10 protein-coding genes are annotated in these 21,858 nt (G+C 45.4%); all 10 read left to right on the top strand.

Annotated features, from left to right (window positions below):
- Positions 1-434 precede the first annotated feature (434 nt).
- Complete coding sequence (locus GTH32_RS16120) at positions 435-3,296, top strand: TonB-dependent receptor (protein ID WP_163087662.1); 2,862 nt, start codon at positions 435-437, stop codon at positions 3,294-3,296.
- A 135-nt stretch (positions 3,297-3,431) separates the two neighbouring features.
- Entirely contained in the window at positions 3,432-4,955 is a 1,524-nt protein-coding gene (locus GTH32_RS16125; RefSeq protein WP_163087738.1) for a tryptophan halogenase family protein, read from the top strand.
- 266 nt (positions 4,956-5,221) lie between these two features.
- Positions 5,222-8,272 (top strand): TonB-dependent receptor, encoded by a 3,051-nt coding sequence (locus GTH32_RS16130; protein ID WP_163087664.1) that lies wholly within the window; start codon positions 5,222-5,224, stop codon positions 8,270-8,272.
- Between the two features lie 71 nt (positions 8,273-8,343).
- Positions 8,344-12,675, top strand: a complete 4,332-nt coding sequence (locus tag GTH32_RS16135; RefSeq protein ID WP_163087666.1) for an alpha-1,6-glucosidase domain-containing protein — start codon at positions 8,344-8,346, stop codon at positions 12,673-12,675.
- Between the two features lie 285 nt (positions 12,676-12,960).
- Positions 12,961-13,800, top strand: a complete 840-nt coding sequence (locus GTH32_RS16140; protein ID WP_163087668.1) for a patatin-like phospholipase family protein — start codon at positions 12,961-12,963, stop codon at positions 13,798-13,800.
- A 107-nt stretch (positions 13,801-13,907) separates the two neighbouring features.
- On the top strand, positions 13,908-14,414 hold the full coding sequence (locus GTH32_RS16145; protein WP_163087670.1) for a TrmH family RNA methyltransferase: 507 nt from the start codon (positions 13,908-13,910) through the stop codon (positions 14,412-14,414).
- A gap of 91 nt (positions 14,415-14,505) precedes the next feature.
- Positions 14,506-16,419, top strand: coding sequence for an alpha-amylase family protein (locus GTH32_RS16150; RefSeq protein WP_246223298.1), 1,914 nt, complete (start codon positions 14,506-14,508; stop codon positions 16,417-16,419).
- Between the two features lie 228 nt (positions 16,420-16,647).
- A complete protein-coding gene (locus GTH32_RS16155) occupies positions 16,648-18,552 on the top strand; it encodes a glycoside hydrolase family 13 protein (RefSeq protein ID WP_163087672.1) in 1,905 nt (634 codons plus the stop codon).
- A 41-nt stretch (positions 18,553-18,593) separates the two neighbouring features.
- The gene (locus GTH32_RS16160; RefSeq protein WP_163087674.1) at positions 18,594-20,075 is read left to right on the top strand and encodes an MFS transporter; all 1,482 of its coding nucleotides are present in this window, start codon (positions 18,594-18,596) and stop codon (positions 20,073-20,075) included.
- Entirely contained in the window at positions 20,075-21,787 is a 1,713-nt protein-coding gene (locus GTH32_RS16165) for an alpha-amylase family glycosyl hydrolase (RefSeq protein ID WP_163087675.1), read from the top strand. The genes GTH32_RS16160 and GTH32_RS16165 overlap by 1 nt, the downstream gene beginning before the upstream one ends.
- Positions 21,788-21,858: the final 71 nt, after the last annotated feature.

Genomic DNA, 21,858 nt, shown 5'->3' on the forward strand with positions numbered 1-21,858 from the left:
GGAAAATGTTGCAACGGGATATGTGTTCAGCAATTACGCTAAATAGCTATGTACATGAGCCGTATACGAGGCCCGTATGTACGGTTCTGTGAGAGGGATGAGGCGGTAACGCCTCACCCTACTCGATGTGTTTAAAGAGACCTAAAACGGCATTTTACTCAAATTTCATACCCGTAGTCTTATTCTTCGTTGTAAAAATATAACAAGATATTCCCACTTAACCCTCAATATCTTTCTATTCTGTTGTTAAATTACGTAAATAATAAACGCTGCATTGTTAATAGGGTGTTGCATTAATTTTATTGAATACGTATGCAGGCAATTGTGCATTAGCAACGTCCTCTATAGCATTATCCCGACATTACTTATTGTCATTTAATTGTCATAACAATAACAAAAAGACAACAACTTTAACTGTATGGGACACCCGATTTATGAAACATTTCAAACCTAATCTCATTAAGGCTGCGCTGATTTCCGGTGGCGTTGCCTTCGTCTCAGCTCCAGCATTTTCACAAGAAGCAGGCACCGAAGCCGCTGACGAAACGAATATGGAAGTTATTCAGGTTAGCGGTATCCGTGGTAGTCTTCAACGCGCACAAGCCATTAAAATGGACAATACCTCGATAGTTGAGGCTCTTTCTGCGGAAGATATTGGTAAACTTCCAGATACCAGTATTGCAGAATCAATTGCCCGTCTACCTGGGGTAACGGGTGAGCGTCGCAACGGCCGTACAAGTGGTATATCCGTACGTGGTTTTAATGAAAACTATGTGGGCACCTCGCTTAACGGAAGAGAGTTATTAGGAATGGGCGACAACCGTGGCGTTGAATTCGACCTTTATCCAACTGAAATAATTTCTAATATCTTGGTTTATAAGACACCTGAAGCAGGCATGACCACGCAAAATATCGGGGGTTCAATCGACCTACAAACGGTGAAGCCGCTTACCGCAGAGAGTACATTTACCGTAAACGGAACGTTTGAAAAAAACGCCGAAGACTCGCCAAACCCTGATTTTGATAACGACGGTCACCGTCTATCCGTTAACTTTGTCGATCAATTTGCTGACGATACAGTAGGCCTTGCATTAACTGTAGCTAGCATGGAATCACCACGACAAGAGCAGCAGTTTCGTGGCTGGGGGTATGCAGGTGTTAATACGACCGCAGAAAATACCTTTAATGATAATGGCGATCCACTTTGGAACCCGCGCCGTTATGACGGCCAAGATACCGTAGATGTGCCTGAAGGTACTGTTGTACTTGGCGGTCACGATTCATTCCAACGTTCAGCGATGTTAGAGCGTGACTCAATAGCGGCAGTTGTGGAATGGGCACCAATCGACAAGCTAAATATTCAACTTGATGCCCTTTACATCGATTTCGTCGAAGATGATGTTCGCCGTGGTCTTGAAGAAGGTGGTGCAGAGTGGGGCACAGGGGCGTATACTATTACAGGTGTAGAAGATGGTTTAGTAACCAGCGGTTACTCTGATGGCTATTACAGTGTGGTTCGTAACGATGCTCGACGCCAAGAAGCTGATTTAACCACAATTGGCATCAACGCCGAATATCAACTCAGCGATTCTTGGACACTAGAAATTGATTATTCAACGGGCAAAGTTGAAAAAGAAATCATTGACGTAGAAAGTTATTCTGGCGTAGGTCGTGCAGGCACTGAGGGCCGCCCGATTAGTGCACGTAGTTGGGAAATGACGTCTACAGGTGTTATGTATTCTGATCATCCAACTATTGCACCGGTTGATTTAACTGATCCAGATCTTATTCGTCTAGCGGGTCCGCAAGCATGGGGCGCTCCACCTCTTCTTGAACCTGATGCACAGGACGGTTTTGTAAACCAACCTAAGTTCGAAGAAGAACTCGATACCCTAAGATTCGATGTAAAAGGTTACGTAGACTGGGGCGTGGTTACTGGCCTATCGGCAGGCGCTGTATACTCAGACCGCTCAAAATCTAAAGACAATGATGGTGCTTATTTAACTGCGCCTTCTTATCCTGAAGACGCCGCTATTCCAGATGTATTAGGTGTCGTGAACTTAGACTTTATCGGCATCGACGGTATTTTAGCCTACGATTCGCTTGGCCTGTTCGAGAGTGGATACTACATTGAAAGCGACGCTAGCCGTGTTCAAAACGATAGGCTCGGTGATACCTATACGGTAGATGAAGAGCTCATCACGCTATACACCAAGTTAGATTTAGAAATGGAACTGGGTGACATATGGGTACGTGGTAATGTTGGTGTACAAGTGGTTAATGCCGATCAGCAATCGACAGGTTTCTCTGCCACGTCAGATCGTGAAGGTTATACCATCGCAAGTGAAGTCACGGGCGGCGCAGACTATACCGATGTTCTTCCTACATTAAACTTATCTGCAGAAGTGGCTGAAAACCAATTTGTTCGTCTTGGCCTAAGCAAAGTAATTTCACGTCCTCGCATGGATGATATGCGGCCGAATACGCAAGTGACTTTTGCCTTTAACGATAACCAAATTACTAGCTCAGATATTGAGAACGGCCCATGGGGTGGTAGTGCAGGTAACCCAGAGTTACGTCCATTAGAAGCTAATCAATTTGATTTAGCCTATGAAAACTACTTTGCGGATACAGGTTATGTTGCAGTGTCGTTTTTCTATAAAGACATTAAGAATTGGCATCGTAGCACCTCGGTAGTGTCAGACTTTACCGAGTTCTATATTCCTGAACTACATCAAGGTTCACAAGGACAGACCCCGGTATTGTTCACGGGCCAAGTAAGTAGCGTATTAGATGGCTTTGAAGGTTTCGTGCGAGGCTATGAGGTACAAGGTTCACTGCCGTTTGATCTTTTACATGAATCATTAGAAGGGTTTGGCTTATACGCCAGTGCAACCTTTATGGACGGTGAAGTTGACGCTGCCCCAGGGCAAACTGAGACACGCATTCCAGGTCTTTCTGAAGAGTCATACAGCATGACATTCTTCTACGAAAGCAATGGTTTTGAGTTCCGTCTAGCTGCGACTAAGCGTGACCAGTACCTTACCGAAGAGCGTGGTGTAAGCTTGTCGCTAGTAGATGCAACCAAACAAGGTGGTACGCTCGTTGATGCGCAAATTGGCTATGACTTCGATGAGTCTGGTATTGAATACTTAGAAGGTTTACGAGTAACCTTACAAGCGCAAAACCTGACGGATGAAGATGACATCCAAGCCTCTGCGGCTGACTCTCGTCAGATTACTCAGTACCAAACGTATGGTACTAACTACTTGCTAGGGTTTAACTACAAGTTCTAATCTCTTTGTGTGTGTTAAAAGCCACCTGCTGCTTTATGTTTTAACCTGTGTTAAAACGTAACGCCACGGTGGCTTTTTTATTTGAATAAGAACACCAACACCAACTTACGTTTTCACATACTCGGTAAATCATTTATGCACAACCCACAACAAAACCCTGTCAAACACGTCGTCATTGCAGGCGGCGGAACAGCGGGCTGGTTAACCGCAGCATTATTAAAAAAGGTGCTTAATCAGGCGGTGAAGATAACCTTGGTTGAATCTGAGGCCATAGGCACGGTGGGCGTTGGTGAAGCAACCATTCCGCCTATTCGGTTAGTCAATCAAGTGCTAGGCATCGACGAGGCGCAGTTTATTCGGGACACAAAGGCTACGGTAAAATTAGCCATTCGTTTTGAGAATTGGAAAACCCAAGGTGAGCATTATTACCACACTTTTGGTAATGCAGGCAAAACCATGGCATTTTGTCATTTTCATCATTACTGGATGAAAGCGAAAACGTTAGGCCATGAAGCTGATTTGTGGCAGTACGATCTTAACTATCACGCTGCAGAAGCAGGTAAGTTCGCACAAATTAACGCCAAAGATCCCGCCTTTTCAATACCCTTTGCGTATCATTTTGATGCGAGTTTGTATGCTAAGTTTCTCAGAAAATTAAGCGAACAGATGGGCGTGGTGCGCTGCGAGGGGAAAATTCAACATGTACAGCGTTGTTATGACAGCGGTTACATCGAAACGCTACATTTAGATAGCGGTCAAAAAATTAGCGGAGATTTATTTATAGACTGTACCGGGTTTAGAGGGTTACTGATTAATCAAACCTTGGGGGCAGGGTATGACGATTGGTCTCATCTTTTACCCTGTGATAGCGCGTTAGCCGTGCCATCTGAGCGCCATACGTCAACGGCTGCTTATACCCGCTCAATCGCTCATGAAGCAGGATGGCAGTGGCGTATTCCCTTGCAGCATCGTAACGGCAATGGTCATGTTTACTGCTCGCGTTATATATCTGATACTCAAGCTCAAGATACGCTTATGGCGAACCTAGATACCAAACCGCTAGGCGATCCGAAACTAATTAAGTTTACCACTGGAAGGCGGCGCCAACAGTGGTACAAAAATGTGGTGGCCATTGGCTTATCCAGCGGTTTTTTAGAGCCTTTAGAGTCTACCAGTATTCACTTAATTCAATCTGCCATTGTACGCTTATTGCAGTTGTTTCCCCATCAAGGGATAACACCACACCTTGTCAATGAATATAACAGCCAATCAACCCTAGAGTTTGAGCAAATTCGTGACTTTTTGGTGCTTCACTATGTAGTAAACGAGCGAAACGATAGTGCATTTTGGCGCGATATGCGCAGCATATCTCTGCCCGATTCACTGCAACATAAAATTGCGCTTTTTAAAGAGAATGGGACTTTGGTACGAGAGCAAAATGACCTGTTTTTAGAAAGTTCCTGGCTACAGGTATTGTACGGTCAAGGTATAGTGCCAAACGACTACCATGGGCTAGTCGATAGTCTATCACAGCAAGATTTAAACAATATGTTAACTAAAATGTTGGCGTTAAAGAAAGAAGCACTGCATAAATTGCCCAGCCATGATGATTACATAGCGCGTATGATTGAGTATGCGAATAAGAAGTTTCCCGCTTAGTTTTCAAAATATTATGTTTTTTTCCTAGCGATAAAAAGCCGTCTTTATGACGGTTTTTTTGTGTCTTTCTGGTGCAACAATGTTATTGCTTTGTTTAATTGTCTATTTAATTCCTCATTAAATGTTATGTATTTGTAAATGAATACGTATGCAGGCCATTGCTCCCTTTTTGTACAAACCATTACTATTTGTAATTGAAACATAAGAGGCACTTTTGGGTGTGGTAGTCCTAAAGGTGTCGATAATAAACAAGGAATGGGAAACCAATGAATACATTCAAACCCAGCATGATCACGGCGGCTTTGATTAGTAGTGGCATCGCGATGTCATCGCTGCCTCTTTACGCACAAGAGTCACCGCAAATAGAAGAAGATGAAATTACTATCCCAGAGGAAGATACGGTTGAAAGGATTGAAGTCAGAGGTTTTAGTACCAGTCTTATTCAATCGTTAAATCAGAAACGCTTTTCTGATACGGTGTCTGAGCAAATATCGGCCGATGATCTTGGTGGACTGCCTGATGTCTCTATGGCTGATGCACTGACCCGTTTGCCAGGCATTTCCGCAGTTCGTACCGGGGGGCAAGCAGCGCAAATTAATATACGTGGTTTATCTGGAGATTTTGTTTTCTCTACGCTTAACGGCAGAGAGCAAGTGTCTACAAGTGGTAGTCGCGCCATAGAGTTCGACCAGTATCCCTCTGAACTTATAAGTGAAGCTGCGGTGTATAAATCGCCTAAGGCGTCACTTATTGAAGGGGGTATAGCGGGTACCGTTGAGCTTAGAACAGCCAGTCCGCTTGCCATGGACCAGCAACATAAATTTAGCGCCAACATGCGCGGAATGTACAACGATAGGGCTTCAGAGGTATCTGATGCAAAAGAATTCGGTCACCGGCTAAGTTTCTCTTACCAAGGTAAATTTCTTGAAGACACGCTAGGCGTATCGTTAGGCTATGCCCGTTTATTTCAACCTAGTGTATCTACCCAATTCATTGGTTTAGCCTACGACGGCGTTGTGGATGTCGATGGGGTTGAAGGCGATACCGATGGGCCGTCCAGTTGTCCTGAATGTGAGTACATTTCAGAAGGGTTTGAAATGCAGCATAAAGGCGGGGAGGAAACCCGCGATGGTTACGTAGCTGCTATTGAATGGGCGCCTGTTGATAATTTTACCCTCAAAGCCGATGCTTTTATCTCAAAGTTTGATTCAGAGGCGTTCGCCAGAGGGTTTAGGGTCAAGCTTGGAGGGGTTAATGCCGGTATTACTAATCCAGTTATCGTAAACAACAGTGTGATCGGCGGTACATTTTCGCGTACCGACGATAGTTTTACACGGGTTGAACTGGTTAACGATGACAACCAAGACTTTGATAGCGTCGAAAACCTAGGCATTAATGCGAACTGGGAAATATCACCTGACTTTGCCGTTCAGGTTGATATTTCACGGTCGTCCGCTGAAAGTGATTTTAGAAATGGATTACTGTGGTCGCTAGTGGGCGAAGATGCCAATGCAGTGAGCCCGGTATTTGACGAAAATGTTCAGATTTCCTATTTGTTAAACGGTCTAAATTTACCGGATATTGCGATTAACCAAAGCGATGCCTTTACCGACCTTGATAGGGTAATGGTTAGCAAATACGGTATTTATCCTTTTGTAAACAAAGATGAGCTCGATGCATATAGAATTGATTTTCAATACTACGTGGATATGCCTATTATCGCGGGCTTTGAGTTTGGTTATCGCTACTCAGATCGTGAGTACAATAACGATCGTTCAGTGTTTGAATACGGTAATGATAGTGCCTTTTCAGTAAGCCAGCCGCCACTCCAGCTAACCCCAGATATGGTAGAACAAGTTAATTGGAGCGGTGATTTTAGCTACTTCCCTAGTTATTTGTCGGTAGACTTAAATAGTGCACTTGATGCGTGGTTTCCAGAAGGCAGACCTCAGCCACTGCAAACTTGGGGGCCTGGGGCGGCAGGGGTGATAAATGGCCCTGGTACTGGCCCGTCAACTGCATGGACAATGCAAGAGAGTGGGGATGTATTTGAAACCGTAAACTCTGCGTACTTAATGGCGAATATTAATACGGAACTTGGAAGTATCCCCATTACCGGTAACCTAGGGGTACGTTATGTTGAAAGTAAGCAAAGTTCCACGACGTTAAACCGCGCCACGGCACTTATTAGCGATCCAGAAACGGGTGCCCAGATTGAATTAAGTGACCCCTCTTTAGGTGCACAAAACATTACCGACGAAGCTGGGCTAATCAATAATTTCTATAGCCCCGCGGTGGTAACGCACCAATACACAGATGTACTGCCTTCTATCAACCTTAACTTTAAGCTTACCGACGACACCCAACTACGGGTAGCAGCCGCTAAAGTAATGGGTCGCGCGCCTATTAATCGCTTTGCCGCGAACGCCTCAACAACCATAGAAACAGTAACCGCTTTTCAAGATCGTGACTCGGGGGAAATATCGCTTTCAACGCCAACAGCAAAGGTAAATGGAAGCGCGCAAAATAGCCCTTACTTAGAGCCATTTTACGCCACTCAGTACGATGTTTCTTGGGAGTATTACTTCAGCGAAACTGAAGGCGCGCTTGTTATAGCAGGTTTTTACAAAGACATTGAATCCTTTGTAGAAGATATAGAGATAGAACCTTACGACTTTGCTGGCAATGGTATCGTGGTACCAGAGTCTGTGCAAGTGCCTGTTTATTTAGCGCCTGAATTTAACGGCCAAGCAGCAGAATTAGCCCGTGATGCCAATGGCGATCCTGTCTTTGTCACCGTACCTACCGAAAACGGCAGCTACAGTACTGCGGTAAACAATGCAGAAGGTGGTTATATTCGAGGTTTAGAAGTTGCCTATACACAAATTTATAGCATGTTACCGGGATGGCTGTCTGGACTAGGGGTAAGCGCGAGTTATTCATTCACTGAAAGTGAAATTCAACGAACGCTTGGTGACAATATCTACGCAGCAGATTTGCCAGGCCTTTCTGAAAACGTCGCCACGGTCACTGTTTTTTGGGAGCACGAAGGGTTTGAAACACGGTTATCAGGGCGCTACCGCGATGCGTTTGTATCGCAACAAGTCGCGGTAAATGAACAGGTAACTAATTTCGATTCAGAGCTCGTTGTAGACTACCAGGCATCTTATGCAATCAACGATCACTGGAGCGTATTGTTTCAGGTGAACAACTTAACAGATGAGCCTACCAAAAGTTACTTCTCTTCCGTGGAACAAACCGGAACCATACAATTTTTTGGTACCCAGTATTACCTAGGGATGACTTACCAACTATGAAAAATAACATCCTTACTTTAATAAACTTATTCGCTTTCGCCAATATGACGCGTCATATTCAGGAGAACACTATGTTGACTAAAATGAGAGCATGGCGGTGTGCTGTGCTTATACTAGGCGCACTTGCCCTTACCGGATGTGGGGGCTCCGATGTAGAGCCCGGCTCAAATAGCTTACTTACTTGTGAAGTCCCTAACGTGCCTAACGCGCAGGGGACAGCGTGTGAAGCTCCGCCTCCTATTCAGTGTGACGCGCCTACTGTACCTAACGAGACCAACGATGCTTGTGTTGTAGGGGCCGACCCTACGTTGCCTGCTCCCGTGTTTACCCCAGGCGAAACCCAAGCGGTACTTTATTACAACCGAGCGGCGGTAGATGCCGATAATTCATCAAACGATCCGGCCTATGAAGGTTGGAAGTTGCACACATGGAATAATGATACCTGCGATGCTTATGCCGACGCTGATACTGATTGGGCAAGCGGTCGTCAACATACAGGTATAGATCCAAACTATGGCGCGTATTGGGTATTGGAGTTAAAGCCAGACTATGGAACATGCCATAACTTCATTATTCATAAGGGAACTGACGACGCTGGTAAAGAACTAGGCGGCGGTGATTTCCAAGCGTCATTAGTACAAGACGATGAAACCTTTGTAAGAATGAATTTTACCTTATCCGGTGAGCCTACACTTTTTGAATACCCTATTATGTCACTGGGGCCTCAACCCGTTGATATCGATGGCTTCGCTGCCCATTGGTTAGACGCAAATACGCTGTTATGGGATGTATCTGATACTGTGGTAGAGGTAAAACTTCACTATTCCGCTGATGCCGACCTAGAAACGTCATTGGACGCAGGTCTTAATGGTACTGCAGTAGATTTAGCGGCCACAACACTGTCTGACGAGCAAATTGACCGGGCTCCTCATCTTAGCGCTATGCAAGCATGGGAAGGCGATTGGAGTTTAGAAGAAGCGAAAGCTGTACTGACCACGCAAGCGGTTCTTGCGGGTTATGATGCAGACGGCGTGTTAGTCGCTGCTACAGGTATCCAAATAGCGAATGCCGTCGACGCTATTTATACCGAGGGTGAGAATGACGCAAATGAAGCCCAGTTAGGCGGCATTTATACAGATGAAGGCATAACGGCCGCTGTGTGGGCTCCCACTGCGCAAAACGTTGACTTACTTTTATATACGCAAAGTAAAACGCTAAGCCAGCGTATTGAGATGACAAAGGACGAGACCTCCGGCGTATGGCGTTATGAAGGCGATAACAGCCTTGACCGACAGCTTTACCGCTACGAAATTACCGTCTATCACCCTATCACAGGGGCTGTTGAGACCTTATTGGTCACTGACCCGTATTCCGTTTCATTAACCACCAACGGCCGCTTTTCTCGTTTTGTTAATTTAAACGATGAAGACCTTAAGCCGCAAGGCTGGGATACGCACGAGAGTCCGAGTATAGCCAATCCCGAAGATGCAGTAATTTATGAAGGGCATATACGCGATTTTAGTGTGCTTGACGCGTCAACTTCACAAGCCAATCGAGGGAAATACCTTGCGTTCACGGAGCAGGGGACCGCGCCCGTAGAACATCTTCAAAAATTAGTTGCCGCTGGGCTTAACTACTTCCACGTTTTGCCGGCTAACGATATTGCCACAATAGACGAGGATACCAGTAACACCGTAGATTTGTATGACACCGTTGATAACCTATGTCGCCTTAACGCAGAAGCTGCGGTGTGTGAGGAAGAAGACGGAAGTAGTTTATTAATTGATGTTTACAATAGCTATGATCCTCTCGCCGAGGCAGCGAAAGCGCAACAATTAACCAATGATCTTCGAGCGGTAGATACCTTTAACTGGGGTTACGATCCACATCATTTTAATGCGCCAGAAGGTAGCTATGCCTCAAGCGCAGAAGGTGTTGAGCGTATTATAGAAATGCGTGCCATGATTCAAGCGCTTCACGAAATGGGGCTACGCGTTGCGTTAGATGTGGTTTATAACCATACCAATGCCTCGGGAGTGTTCTCAAAGTCCGTGTTAGACAAAACAGTACCAGGCTACTACCACCGATATGAAGTGGATACAGGCGTGATTGTGAGGGAAACCTGCTGCGATGATACTGAGCCACGCAACGTTATGATGGAAAAGTTCATGGAAGATTCGCTTTTAATGTGGGCTGAGCATTATAAATATGACGCCTTTAGGTTCGATATTATGAGTCAGGCCACGAAAGACACTATGGTCCGACTTCGTGATGCGGTACAACAAATTGATGAAGACAACTATTTCTATGGCGAAGGTTGGACCAAAATCGACCGAGGTTATGAACAGGCGAACCAACTCAATATGGCTGGTACCCAAATTGGGACGTACAATGACCGAATTCGTGAAGCAATACGCCAAGGAAACGTATTTTCTCCTGACTCAGACGCGCTTTTAAGTGATCAAGACAAGGTAAAAATGGGCTTAACGGGAACACTAAAAGACTATGTACTTGAAACCTCATCTGGGGTAGCAAGTGCAACCAGTAATTTAGGTGGATACGCCGAAGACCCTGCTGATATTATCAACTATGTTTCAAAGCACGATAACGAGACCTTGTGGGATCAGCTTAACTACACCTTGCCCCATGATATTTCACTTAATCAGCGAGTACGTGCGCAAAATGTAGCTATGGGTATAAACCTTGTCTCTCAAGGGATCCCATTTTTACAGATGGGTGGCGACATGCTGCGCTCAAAGTCTATGGATAGAAACACGTATGATTCCGGAGACTGGTTTAACTATGTTGATTTTACTTACCAAACCAATAACTGGAACGTGGGACTACCTCCAGCCCAAGACAACGAAACCCGATGGGAAGAGATGGGGGAATTTATCTACGACCCTGAACGTGCAGCATCAATGGCTGACATTATGTTTGCCTCTGATGTATTTAACGAATTACTGTCAATTCGTATGTCGAGCTCGCTGTTTAGGCTAACTACTTCTCAAGACATTATCGATAGAATTGGTTTTCATAATATTGGTACTCGTCAGCAAAAAGGCCTCATTGCCATGAGTATCGATGATGGAATGGCTGCTGAGGGCGAAAGCCCTCGAGCAGACCTAGATCCTATGAATGATGCGTTAATGGTGGTGATAAATACCGGTTATGAAGAAAAGTCTATTACCGTAAATACGGCAACCGGATTTTCATTACATCCTACACTGGTGAATTCTGTGGACAGCCATGTACGCGGGGCCAGCTTCATTGAAGGCGAAGACGGTAATGGCATATTTACAGTACCGGCAATGACAATAGCGGTATTTGTTAAACCTCAAAGCGGGGCGCAAGGCTATGGTTTGTCTGCTTATGCCACCTCAGGCGCGCCGGATGTGGTGCCCTATGGTGAAGTAACCGCCTATCTTCGTGGCGACATGAACGGTTGGTCCACCGATGACGCATTTGTCTATCAAGGCGACGGCATCTACACAGTAGCAGTGGCGCTGGAAGGTGGAACAACCTATGGCTTTAAGTTCGCGTCTGAGGATTGGTCTACGGTTAATTTCGGTGCACAAGACGGCGACGATGCAATGATGGTTGCTGAGGTGGAAAAAGTGCTTGCACGCACCAATACGAACTTGTCGTTCACCCCATCAATAGATGCAACCTACTTGTTTACTTTAGATGCAAGTGACAGCGAAGCGCCTGTTCTTCGGGTTGAGAATGAAGAGCCCTATGTTGGAACAACCCTGTTCCTTCGTGGTGCAATGAACGAGTGGGGAACTGAGGATGCCTTCACTTACCTAGGCGGTAGAGTATATAGTTTCGCAAGGGACTTAGTGCCAGGTACCTATGAATTTAAGGTAGCCTCAGAAGATTGGGATACGGTTAATTTTGGTGCCATAAGCAGTGACGACGCAGACACCAATATAGGTGCGGGCGAAACGAAAGCTGTCGCTCGCTCCAATGATAATCTCGTTTTAACCATAGATACCGCTGATCGCTATGTATTCGTCTTTGATGTTAGTGATAGCGAAGCCGCAACGCTGGGCGTCTATAAAGAAGCGTTTTGGGGGGACACTGAGGTATTTGTACGTGGAGGAATGAACGGCTGGGGGGCTGTTGATAAATTTGTTTATCAAGGTGCAGGTGTTTATGCCGCTGATGTTGCGCTAAGTGCCGGGTCTATCGAGTTTAAAGTGGCGTCGGAAGATTGGGCGACTATAAACCTTGGTAATCCTAATGAAGCCGCTTCAAACGAAGTGGTTGAAGGCACACCTAAGGTAGTTGCAGCAAGCAACAATAACCTGATGATGGATGTAACTACAAGTGGCCTGTATGAGTTTAAAATTACCGGGCCGGATGGGGCTATGCCCTCGCTTACCGTTACCTTAAAATAGGGCATTCCTTAAGGGAAATAGCAATATGTACACATAAAACCGCGGCATGCCGCGGTTTTTTTTGGCTTATAAAAACGTTGTCAGCTTACTTCGCCATTTTAGCAGACTGTAAAGCGATACATATTTACATTGTTGTATGAATCTTGCACGAATTTACAGGACATTCAATTGTTGTCGCGAACGTGCTTGTTAGTTCAAAATTTCGTAGGTGCCGTATGAGTGGAAAAAAACCGAAGTGATCTAATTGCGGCCAATACGCGAACATAACGAGGAAAGGAGATTCAGATGAAGCGCGCACTAGTTGTTGAAGGAGGCGCCATGCGCGGCATATTTGCCGCAGGCGTGCTCGATAAGTTTATGGAACAAGAGTATTACCCCTTCGATTTTGCTGTAGGGGTATCAGCGGGTGCCACCAATTTATCCACCTATGTGTCTTCTATGCCTGGTTTAAGCAAAACCATCGTCATGCAGTACGCTACGAAGCGCGAATTTTTCAGCCCCTTACGATTTATTAAGGGCGGCCACATGACCGATGTTCACTGGTTGTGGCATCACTCGAAGAAATCATTAGGTATACCGGGGCCAAGCAAAGGGGCAAAAATGCCGCTCTATGTAGGGATAACCAATGTTGATACCGGCGAATGCGAATACCTATTGGCTACCGAAGACAATGTAGATAGTTTAATGGTGGCCTCCTGTGCGCTTCCCACGGCCTTTCGCGAGCAACCTATTATTGAAGGTGCCCGCTATGTTGACGGCGGCGTAGCCGATGCCATACCGGTGAAACAGGCATACGACATGGGCGCGCGGGATATTACCGTAGTGCTCTCTCAGCCGAAGGGGTTTATCAAGCCTGAAGTAAAATCTGTTTGGTTAATGGAGAAAATGTACGGTACGCAGCCTGCGTTATTAGAAAAAATTCTACAGCGCGCCACTATTTATAACGAAACTCTGGCCTTCTTATCGGATCCGCCGAGCGACTGCCGCCTATCCATTATTGCCCCCGATGAAGCATTTTGCGTAAAAAGACTCACCATGGATAAGCGAAAATTACTCAAGGGTTATGCACAAGGGAGAAGAATGGCCCGCAGGGCAATGAAGTTAAATGTGGCGATGGCGGGTTAGCAAACAACCCATTGATGACCACGTTTGTAAATTGTATATAGATGCTGTTGCTATTTAGTGGCACTATCGCGCTTTTATAATAGTTTATTAAAAGGTAGCGGTAGCAAGTGCAACTTAAAAAACAGCAAATCAGCCTTGGCTTAGTGAACCCTAAAAATCCCGTCAACGTTGCGTCTATTTTACGTGCAGCAGGATGTTACGGCGTCGCAAGTGTATTTTACACTGGCCAACGCTATCGTTTTGCAAAAGATTTTAACGCAGACACGAAGGCCTTTCATAAGGTTATACCCACAGTGGGGGTAGATGATTTAAAAGATGTTGTGCCCACCGGGGCATCTGTCGTCGCCATTGAATTAGTGGAAGGGGCTACTCCTTTACCTGAATTTGAACATCCAGAAAATGCGTTTTATATCCTTGGACCTGAAGACGGCAGTATTAATAGCGAAACGCTGGCGTGGTGCGACCACGTCGTTTACGTTCCCACCTATTCGTGTATGAACTTAGCCGCCACCGCGAACGTGCTTTTGTATGATAGGTTAGCAAAATCCGACTATGCCAAAGGCAACGCGTTAATTAGGCAAAGTAGAGATACGAACAACCGAACTAAGATTTAGCGGCGGACACCTCTGAATACGTATGCATGTTTTTTAACATCTATTTAACGCGTATCCTGTGTGTATTGCTAACTAATTAACGTTTTCTGCTATGTTAACATTACCTTTGTCTACCCGCGGTATTATGCGAATGTTGCCTATACTGTGCTTTTCCCTAACCGCTTGTCATAGCGAGCCTCCTGTGTCTAATGCGCAACCTTCACTTAGCAACACAAGTTCCATTGAAACCCGTGCGCAAATTAATCGCGAAGCCAGCAAGCCTGTGGTATATCAAGTGTTTACTCGTTTGTTTGGAAATACCAATACCACCAATGCGCCATGGGGAACCCGAGATGAAAACGGGGTAGGTAAATTTGCTGATTTCACGCCGCAAGCGCTGGCAAGTATTAAAGCGTTAGGTACTACGCACATTTGGTACACGGGTGTGCCACACCATGCGCTGGTGACAGACTATTCTGCCTATGGCATTGAAAATGACGATCCTGACGTAATAAAGGGGCGGGCAGGCTCTCCTTATGCGGTGAAAGATTATTATAACGTAAATCCGGATCTCGCCTTAGACGTCGCTAATCGCTTAGATGAGTTCGAAGCCCTTATTGCGCGCACGCACGCCCAAGGAATGAAAGTGATTATCGATATCGTACCTAACCATGTGGCACGTCACTATCATTCCCTCTCTGCTTTGCCCGGCGTCGAGGATTTTGGCGCGCATGATGACACAGGTGTAGCTTACGCGAGGGATAATAATTTTTACTATGTTGTCGATAAGGCGTTTTTGGTGCCACAGGCAAAAGACTATTCTCCCTTAGGTGGCAAGCCCCATCCTCTCGTTGACGGCAAATTCGATGAAAACCCCGCCAAATGGACCGGCAATGGCGCAAGAACAGCGCAGCCAGATAGTAATGATTGGTATGAAACCGTAAAAGTAAACTATGGGGTAAGGCCCGACGGTAGCTATGACTTTCCAAGGTTGCCTGCCCAATACGCAGATAAATCCTACCAAGCGCACAGAGAATTTTGGCAACACAAAAACTTACCCGATTCTTGGTACAAGTTTAGAGATATCGCACTGTATTGGTTAGATAAAGGAGTGGACGGTTTTCGCTATGATATGGCTGAAATGGTGCCAGTGGAGTTTTGGTCTTTCTTAAATAGCACCATTAAACAGCATAACCCAGACGCATTTTTACTGGCTGAAGTTTATCAGCCCGAAAAATATCGCGACTATATTTATTTGGGCAAAATGGATTACCTTTACGATAAGGTTGGGTTTTACGATACGTTAAAGTCGATTATGCAAGGCCAGGGGAAGGTGAGTGATTTGGTATCGGTACATAATGAGGTTAGCGATATTGCCGAGCATATGCTGCACTTTTTAGAAAACCATGACGAACAACGTATAGCAAGCCCTGAATTCGCTGGCAACGCTGAAAAAGGGAAACCCGCGATGGCGGTAAGCGCGCTGATAAGTGCCTCGCCCACCTTGCTCTATTTTGGCCAAGATGTGGGAGAAGATGGCAGTGAAGATATGGGCTTTGGCAAGCCTAGTAGAACCACAATATTCGATTACGCAGGGGTTCCCGCTCACCAACGCTGGATGAATAATGGGAAATTTGATGGCGGCCAATCTACCCCAGATGAACGAGCGTTACGTAAGTTTTATAGGCAAATTATGGCTATCGCTACTACTGAACCTGCTATCAACGGAGCATTTATAAGCTTACATGATAGTAATTTGCAACATAGCGATGCCTATTCACAGCAACAGTTCGCCTTTGCGCGCAAACAAGGTAAGCATGGTTTTATCGTTGTAGCCAACTTTGCAGATACGCCAGTGAAAGACTTTACCCTTGTGTTGGCGCACAATGTTATCGAAAGTAACCAGCCCCGTGTAACACTTTCTCCGCTTCTATCCCATGGGTCTTTATCGGCAACGCGCAAAGGTAATAACTACCAGGCAACTATGTCTCTTGCGCCTCTTGAAACCAAAGTTTATAAATTTTAACCGCAATTATTGGTGTGAAAATGTTCGACTGCGCCCCTAAAGGGGCGTGAATACGTATGCAGTGCATTGGTAACACGAATAAGGAAGGGTAGTATCTGTAAACTAGTTGTTAACGTAATGTCTAATTACCACGAGGCTGTTGTGTTCGGTATATATCTCACTGCAAAAAAAGCACAAACACATTTTAACTTGCGCCAAAATCTGTTTTTTCGAAAAAATAGTTTTCCTATGTCAGTTAAAGCCGCTGTGTGTGTTTCAACTCTGCTGTCAACCTTTGCGGTAATTGCAAAAGACACGGTTGAGGTTTATCCACCAAACTGGTGGGCCGGTATGGCTTCAGCTGAGGTTGAACTTATGCTACACGGCGATGGTATTGCTGATGATACTGTTTTACTTAATGCCGAAAACGTTAAAGTGAGCAAGGTGGCTGCCTTAGACAGTGATAACTACTTATTCGTTACCCTAAATACTGAAGGCGCACACGCCCAAACCTTCGAATTGACGATAAATGATGCCGACGGCAGTAGCCGGAGTATTGATTATCAGTTAAAAGCACGTACCGAAGGCGCAAAAGAGCGCCATGGTTTCGATCCTACGGACGCCATTTATTTACTTACCCCTGACCGGTTTGCCAATGGTAATCGCCATAATGACAATATTAAAGGGTATAAAGACAAGTTAGCACGCAAAGACAAAGGCGGACGGCATGGCGGTGACATTGAGGGTATTATCGAACATATAGACTATATTAGTGAGATGGGCTTTACCCAGATATGGTCGATGCCGCTGCTTGAAAACAATATGGATGCGTATAGCTATCATGGCTACGCTATAACCGACTACTATCAAATTGACCCCAGATACGGCAGCAATAGCGATTATGTTACGCTAAGTAAAAAAGCCAAAGCGGCTGGGGTGGGCGTAATTATGGACATGGTGCTAAACCACGTAGGAAGTGAGCATCCGTGGATGAACGATACGCCTTCTGATGATTGGTTTAATAACCAAGGTAACTTTGTTGGCACCACACACCGTCGAGAAGCTTTGCACGATCCCCATGCTATAGAAAGCGATATTCGAGGGTTTAGTGATGGTTGGTTTGTACCTACTATGCCCGACTTAAACCAACGAAATCCTCATCTAGCAACCTATCTCATTCAAAATGCTATCTGGTGGGTAGAATATGCGCAATTAAGCGGTATTCGGGTGGATACCTACTCCTATCCAGATAAAGCATTCTTGGCAAAATGGACACAGCGTATTACGCAAGAATACCCAAACCTTAATATCGTTGGTGAAGAATGGACCATTAATCCAGCGATTACTGCGTATTGGCAAGCTGGTAGCCAAAGGTACGACAATTACGCCAGTGCGCTACCGTCGGTGATGGATTTCCCCTTACAAGATGCGCTTGTAAAAGGGCTCAATGAACCTGAAGGGTGGGGCACAGGGTTAGTGAATATTTATCAAACCCTCGCCAACGATTTTTTATATGGTGCACCCAACAACCTGGTCGTGTTTGCCGATAACCACGATATGAGCCGAATTTATACTCAAGTCAATCATGATCTTAACAAGTGGAATATGGCCATGACCTTTTTTCTTACGGTGCGAGGCATTCCACAAGTTTTTTACGGTAGCGAAATACTCATGCAAAATGAAGGGAGTGAAGATCACGGTGTTATAAGAAGTGACTTTGCTGGTGGTTGGCCAGACAATAAACAGAAAAGTGCATTTACTGGCAAAGGGTTAAGTGACGACGAACGTTGGGCGCAACAGCGTATAAAGGCATTGTTGGCATTAAGAAAGCAATTTCCTGCGCTATTTACCGGCGCGTTTAAACACTATGCACCTAAAGCGGGAACCTATACCTATTTTAGGACTTCAGACGTACCCGGCGCCCCTAGGCTAATGGTTATTTTAAATAAAGGGCAAAAGCAAAGCGACACGAACACACATAGTAGCGCTTCAACGAATGACCGCGTAAAGCCAACGCAAGTGCCACTGACTCAATACAGTGAGATGCTTAAAGGGTACAGTAAATTAGAGCGCGTAAGTGATGGGGCAGTGTTTAATGTTAATGATACGCTAACCCTTGACCCCATGTCGGCCCAGATTTTTGTGGTTCGATAAACAATTACATTCAGTACATAAAACGATAAATAGAGCAAACTATGCAAGCAACTCAACCACGCCTTTCTTTTTGGCAAATTTGGAACGTCAGCTTTGGCTTCCTAGGTGTTCAATTTGGCTTTGCGCTACAAAACGCAAATGTCAGCCGTATTCTGTCCGACTTGGGCGCAGATCTTCACTCCTTATCCCTGTTTTGGCTGGTGGCTCCCATAATGGGCCTCATTGTTCAGCCTATTGTTGGGGCTGCATCAGATAGAACCTGGAATGGCTTAGGTCGCCGTCGTCCATTTATTCTCGCCGGTGCAATCGCCGCGGTTATCGGCATGATTTTATTACCTAATGCACCTATATTTGTTGCGTTTGTCGCGCCTATGTTGATGGGGGCGTTAATGGTAGCGCTTATGGATGCATCGTTTAACGTGTGTTTCCAACCGTTTCGCTCATTAGTGTCAGATATGGTGCCGCCGTCACAGCGTAATGTGGGCTACTCTGTACAGTCGTTTCTTATCAATATAGGGGCTGTTATTGGCTCCATTCTTCCCTTCGTATTAACCAACGTAGTGGGCTTGGAAAACACGGCACAAATGGGCGAAGTTGCACCTTCTGTAATGTGGGCATTTTATATTGGAGCTACTGTACTGCTTGGTACAGTGTTATGGACGGTATTTCGAACCAAGGAATATTCGCCGCAAGAGTATAGACGCTATAAAGGGGTAACCGAAGCCACCTCAGTTCCAGCTAAAAAAGCGCCGCTTTCGACCCGATTGTCTGAGTTTTCTCTTCTGGTTGTTAACATGCCTAAAACCATGAAACAGCTTGCCGTAGTGCAATTTTTTTCGTGGTTCGCACTGTTTATTATGTGGGTGTACACCACACCAGCAATTACCCAACATATTTGGAATGTAGATAAACAATGGTTTGACCCCGCGTTTATCGCCGCCGCTCCCATGGTGCCAGAAACTATTATTATGGCCAAAGGCGCGGCGGGGGATTGGGTAGGTATTTTATTTGCAGCTTATTCCGTTTTCGCCGCCATATTCTCTATATTTCTAGCCCGCTTAGCTGATAAATTCGGCCGCAAACTTGTGTACGCAGGCGCGCTTGCCCTCGGTGGCGTAAGTTATGTTAGCTTCCTAATGTTTCAAGATCTTACCATGGTTAACGTAAACCTTCTTATTACCGATGTCACCGTACCTTTAGGTGCTGTAAAACTTCTTATACCTATGGTTGGAGTGGGTATTGCTTGGGCCGCGATTTTAGCGATGCCTTACGCCATGCTCGCAGGGGCACTGCCGGCAAACAAAACGGGTGTCTATATGGGCATATTTAATTTTACCGTCGCTATACCTCAAATTGTGTCTGGGTTAACCGCCGGATGGATACTAAGTAGCGTATTTGAAAACGAGGCCAAATACATCATAGTAGTGGCAGGCGTATCTATGCTAATCGGTGCGATTGCCGTATTTTTTGTCAATGAGCCTGATGCCGAGATTATTCATAATGCGCAGGGAGAACAAGCATAATGAGATGTAAATATAACGCTATTGCCGTGGCGCTTACGGCAAGTTTACTCGCAGGGTGTGGCACTACCCAACCCACGCATACCCAAACTAGCGCTGTTTCAATCGCACCTGCAGAGGTGGAAATTGTGGGTACCACCACACCTTTTGCCAGTGAGTCGGTTTATTTTGTTATGACAGACCGTTTTGTCGATGGTGATCCCGACAATAACTACGAAGACCAAGGGGGAGAGCATCCTACTTGGCAGTTACCCCTAGAAGGGCCTGACGGCAAAAAAGCGTATGTGGGCTATATGGGAGGCGACCTTAAAGGTATTCTCGACAATGGTGAATACATTAAAGACATGGGGTTTAGTGCGGTATGGATCACGCCTGTACTAGATAACCCTAATCAACAGTTTACTGGTGATGAGCAAATCACCTACGGTGGCGCGTTCAAAGATGGCGGTAAAACAGGCTACCATGGCTATTGGGCAACGAACTTTTATAAAGCGGACGAGCATTTGGTAAGCGAAGACTTATCGGTAAAGCAGTACACCGCACAAATGCGCGACAAATTTGGTCTAAAATCGGTATTCGATATTGTTGCTAACCACGGCAGCCCAAGCTTTACTATGCCTGAAGACCAGCCTGGATTTGGCGAAATCTATGACAAAGACGGTAACTTAGTCGCCGATCATCAAAACCTAGCACCAGAAGCGCTAGACCCCGAAAATAATCCTTTGCATGGCTTTTTTCACAACTACCCCGACCTTGTTAAGTTATCAAACCTAGACGATGAAAACCCTAAGGTACGTGACTATCTGATCAATAGTTATCTTTATTGGATTTCCCAAGGCGCAGATGCTTTTCGCATAGATACTATTCGCCATGTCCCCCATGCGTTTTGGCGTGAAATGTCAGACCGGGTGCGGGAGCAATACCCCGAGTTCTTTATGTTTGGCGAAAGTTTTCAGTACGATGCTAATTTTATTGCCCAACATACTTTGCCCAAAAATGGCGGCGTAAGCGTGCTTGATTTCCCTATGCAAAAAGCCATGGTTGAAGTATTTGAGCAACCTGATAAAAGTGATTTTTCCACGCTTGAAGAGGTACTTTATTTAACTCATGGGCCTTACCACAATCCCTATGACCTCACGACTTTTTATGATAACCACGATATGGCACGGATGAACGCCACAGATGAGGGCTTTATTAATGCCCACAACTGGTTGTTTACAGTGAGAGGCATACCTGTAGTGTATCAAGGGTCTGAAATTGGGTTTATGCGAGGTACATCAGAGCATGCAGGTAATCGGAACTATTTAGGCCAAGCGCGAATTGAAAAAGCCAAATCTCACCCAATCCGACAAGCGCTGTCGAAAATTGCCAATGTACGCAAGCACACCCCTGCGTTACAACGGGGTATACAGTTGAATGTTGAAATGGCCGGGCACCGCGCGGCTTTTTATCGCGTGTTGCAACATAATGGGCAACATCAAGTTGCATTAGTGCTATTAAATAAAGGGCCAAGCGAAACCCAATACGCAATAGGCGAGTACCTCCAAGAGGGTACCTGGGTTGAACAACTTTCTGGTGAAACGCAAACGGTGGCAAAAAACCACACTCTTAAGGCTACGGTTGCCCCAAACGGTGTTCAGGTGTGGGTACTTAATGCCCCTATACGGAATACGTCGCTTATCAGCGCGGTGCGTGATCAAATGGCGCGGCAATAGCCGCCCAACACCTTTTTAAAGGTAATCGTTAGAAATAAAAAAGGTGCTAAATTTAGCACCTTTTTTTATAT

The organism is Alteromonas profundi, assembly GCF_010500865.1.
GTDB lineage: Bacteria > Pseudomonadota > Gammaproteobacteria > Enterobacterales > Alteromonadaceae > Alteromonas > Alteromonas profundi.

Excerpts from the sequence above, each read along its gene's own strand:
- GTH32_RS16120 (WP_163087662.1), top strand. The coding sequence starts at position 435 with ATGAAACATTTCAAACCTAATCTCATTAAGGCTGCGCTGATTTCCGGT.
- GTH32_RS16130 (WP_163087664.1), top strand. The coding sequence starts at position 5,222 with ATGAATACATTCAAACCCAGCATGATCACGGCGGCTTTGATTAGTAGT.
- GTH32_RS16160 (WP_163087674.1), top strand. The coding sequence starts at position 18,594 with ATGCAAGCAACTCAACCACGCCTTTCTTTTTGGCAAATTTGGAACGTC.
- GTH32_RS16165 (WP_163087675.1), top strand. The coding sequence starts at position 20,075 with ATGAGATGTAAATATAACGCTATTGCCGTGGCGCTTACGGCAAGTTTA.
- GTH32_RS16150 (WP_246223298.1), top strand. The coding sequence starts at position 14,506 with ATGTTAACATTACCTTTGTCTACCCGCGGTATTATGCGAATGTTGCCT.
- GTH32_RS16155 (WP_163087672.1), top strand. The coding sequence starts at position 16,648 with ATGTCAGTTAAAGCCGCTGTGTGTGTTTCAACTCTGCTGTCAACCTTT.
- GTH32_RS16140 (WP_163087668.1), top strand. The coding sequence starts at position 12,961 with ATGAAGCGCGCACTAGTTGTTGAAGGAGGCGCCATGCGCGGCATATTT.
- GTH32_RS16135 (WP_163087666.1), top strand. The coding sequence starts at position 8,344 with ATGTTGACTAAAATGAGAGCATGGCGGTGTGCTGTGCTTATACTAGGC.
- GTH32_RS16125 (WP_163087738.1), top strand. The coding sequence starts at position 3,432 with ATGCACAACCCACAACAAAACCCTGTCAAACACGTCGTCATTGCAGGC.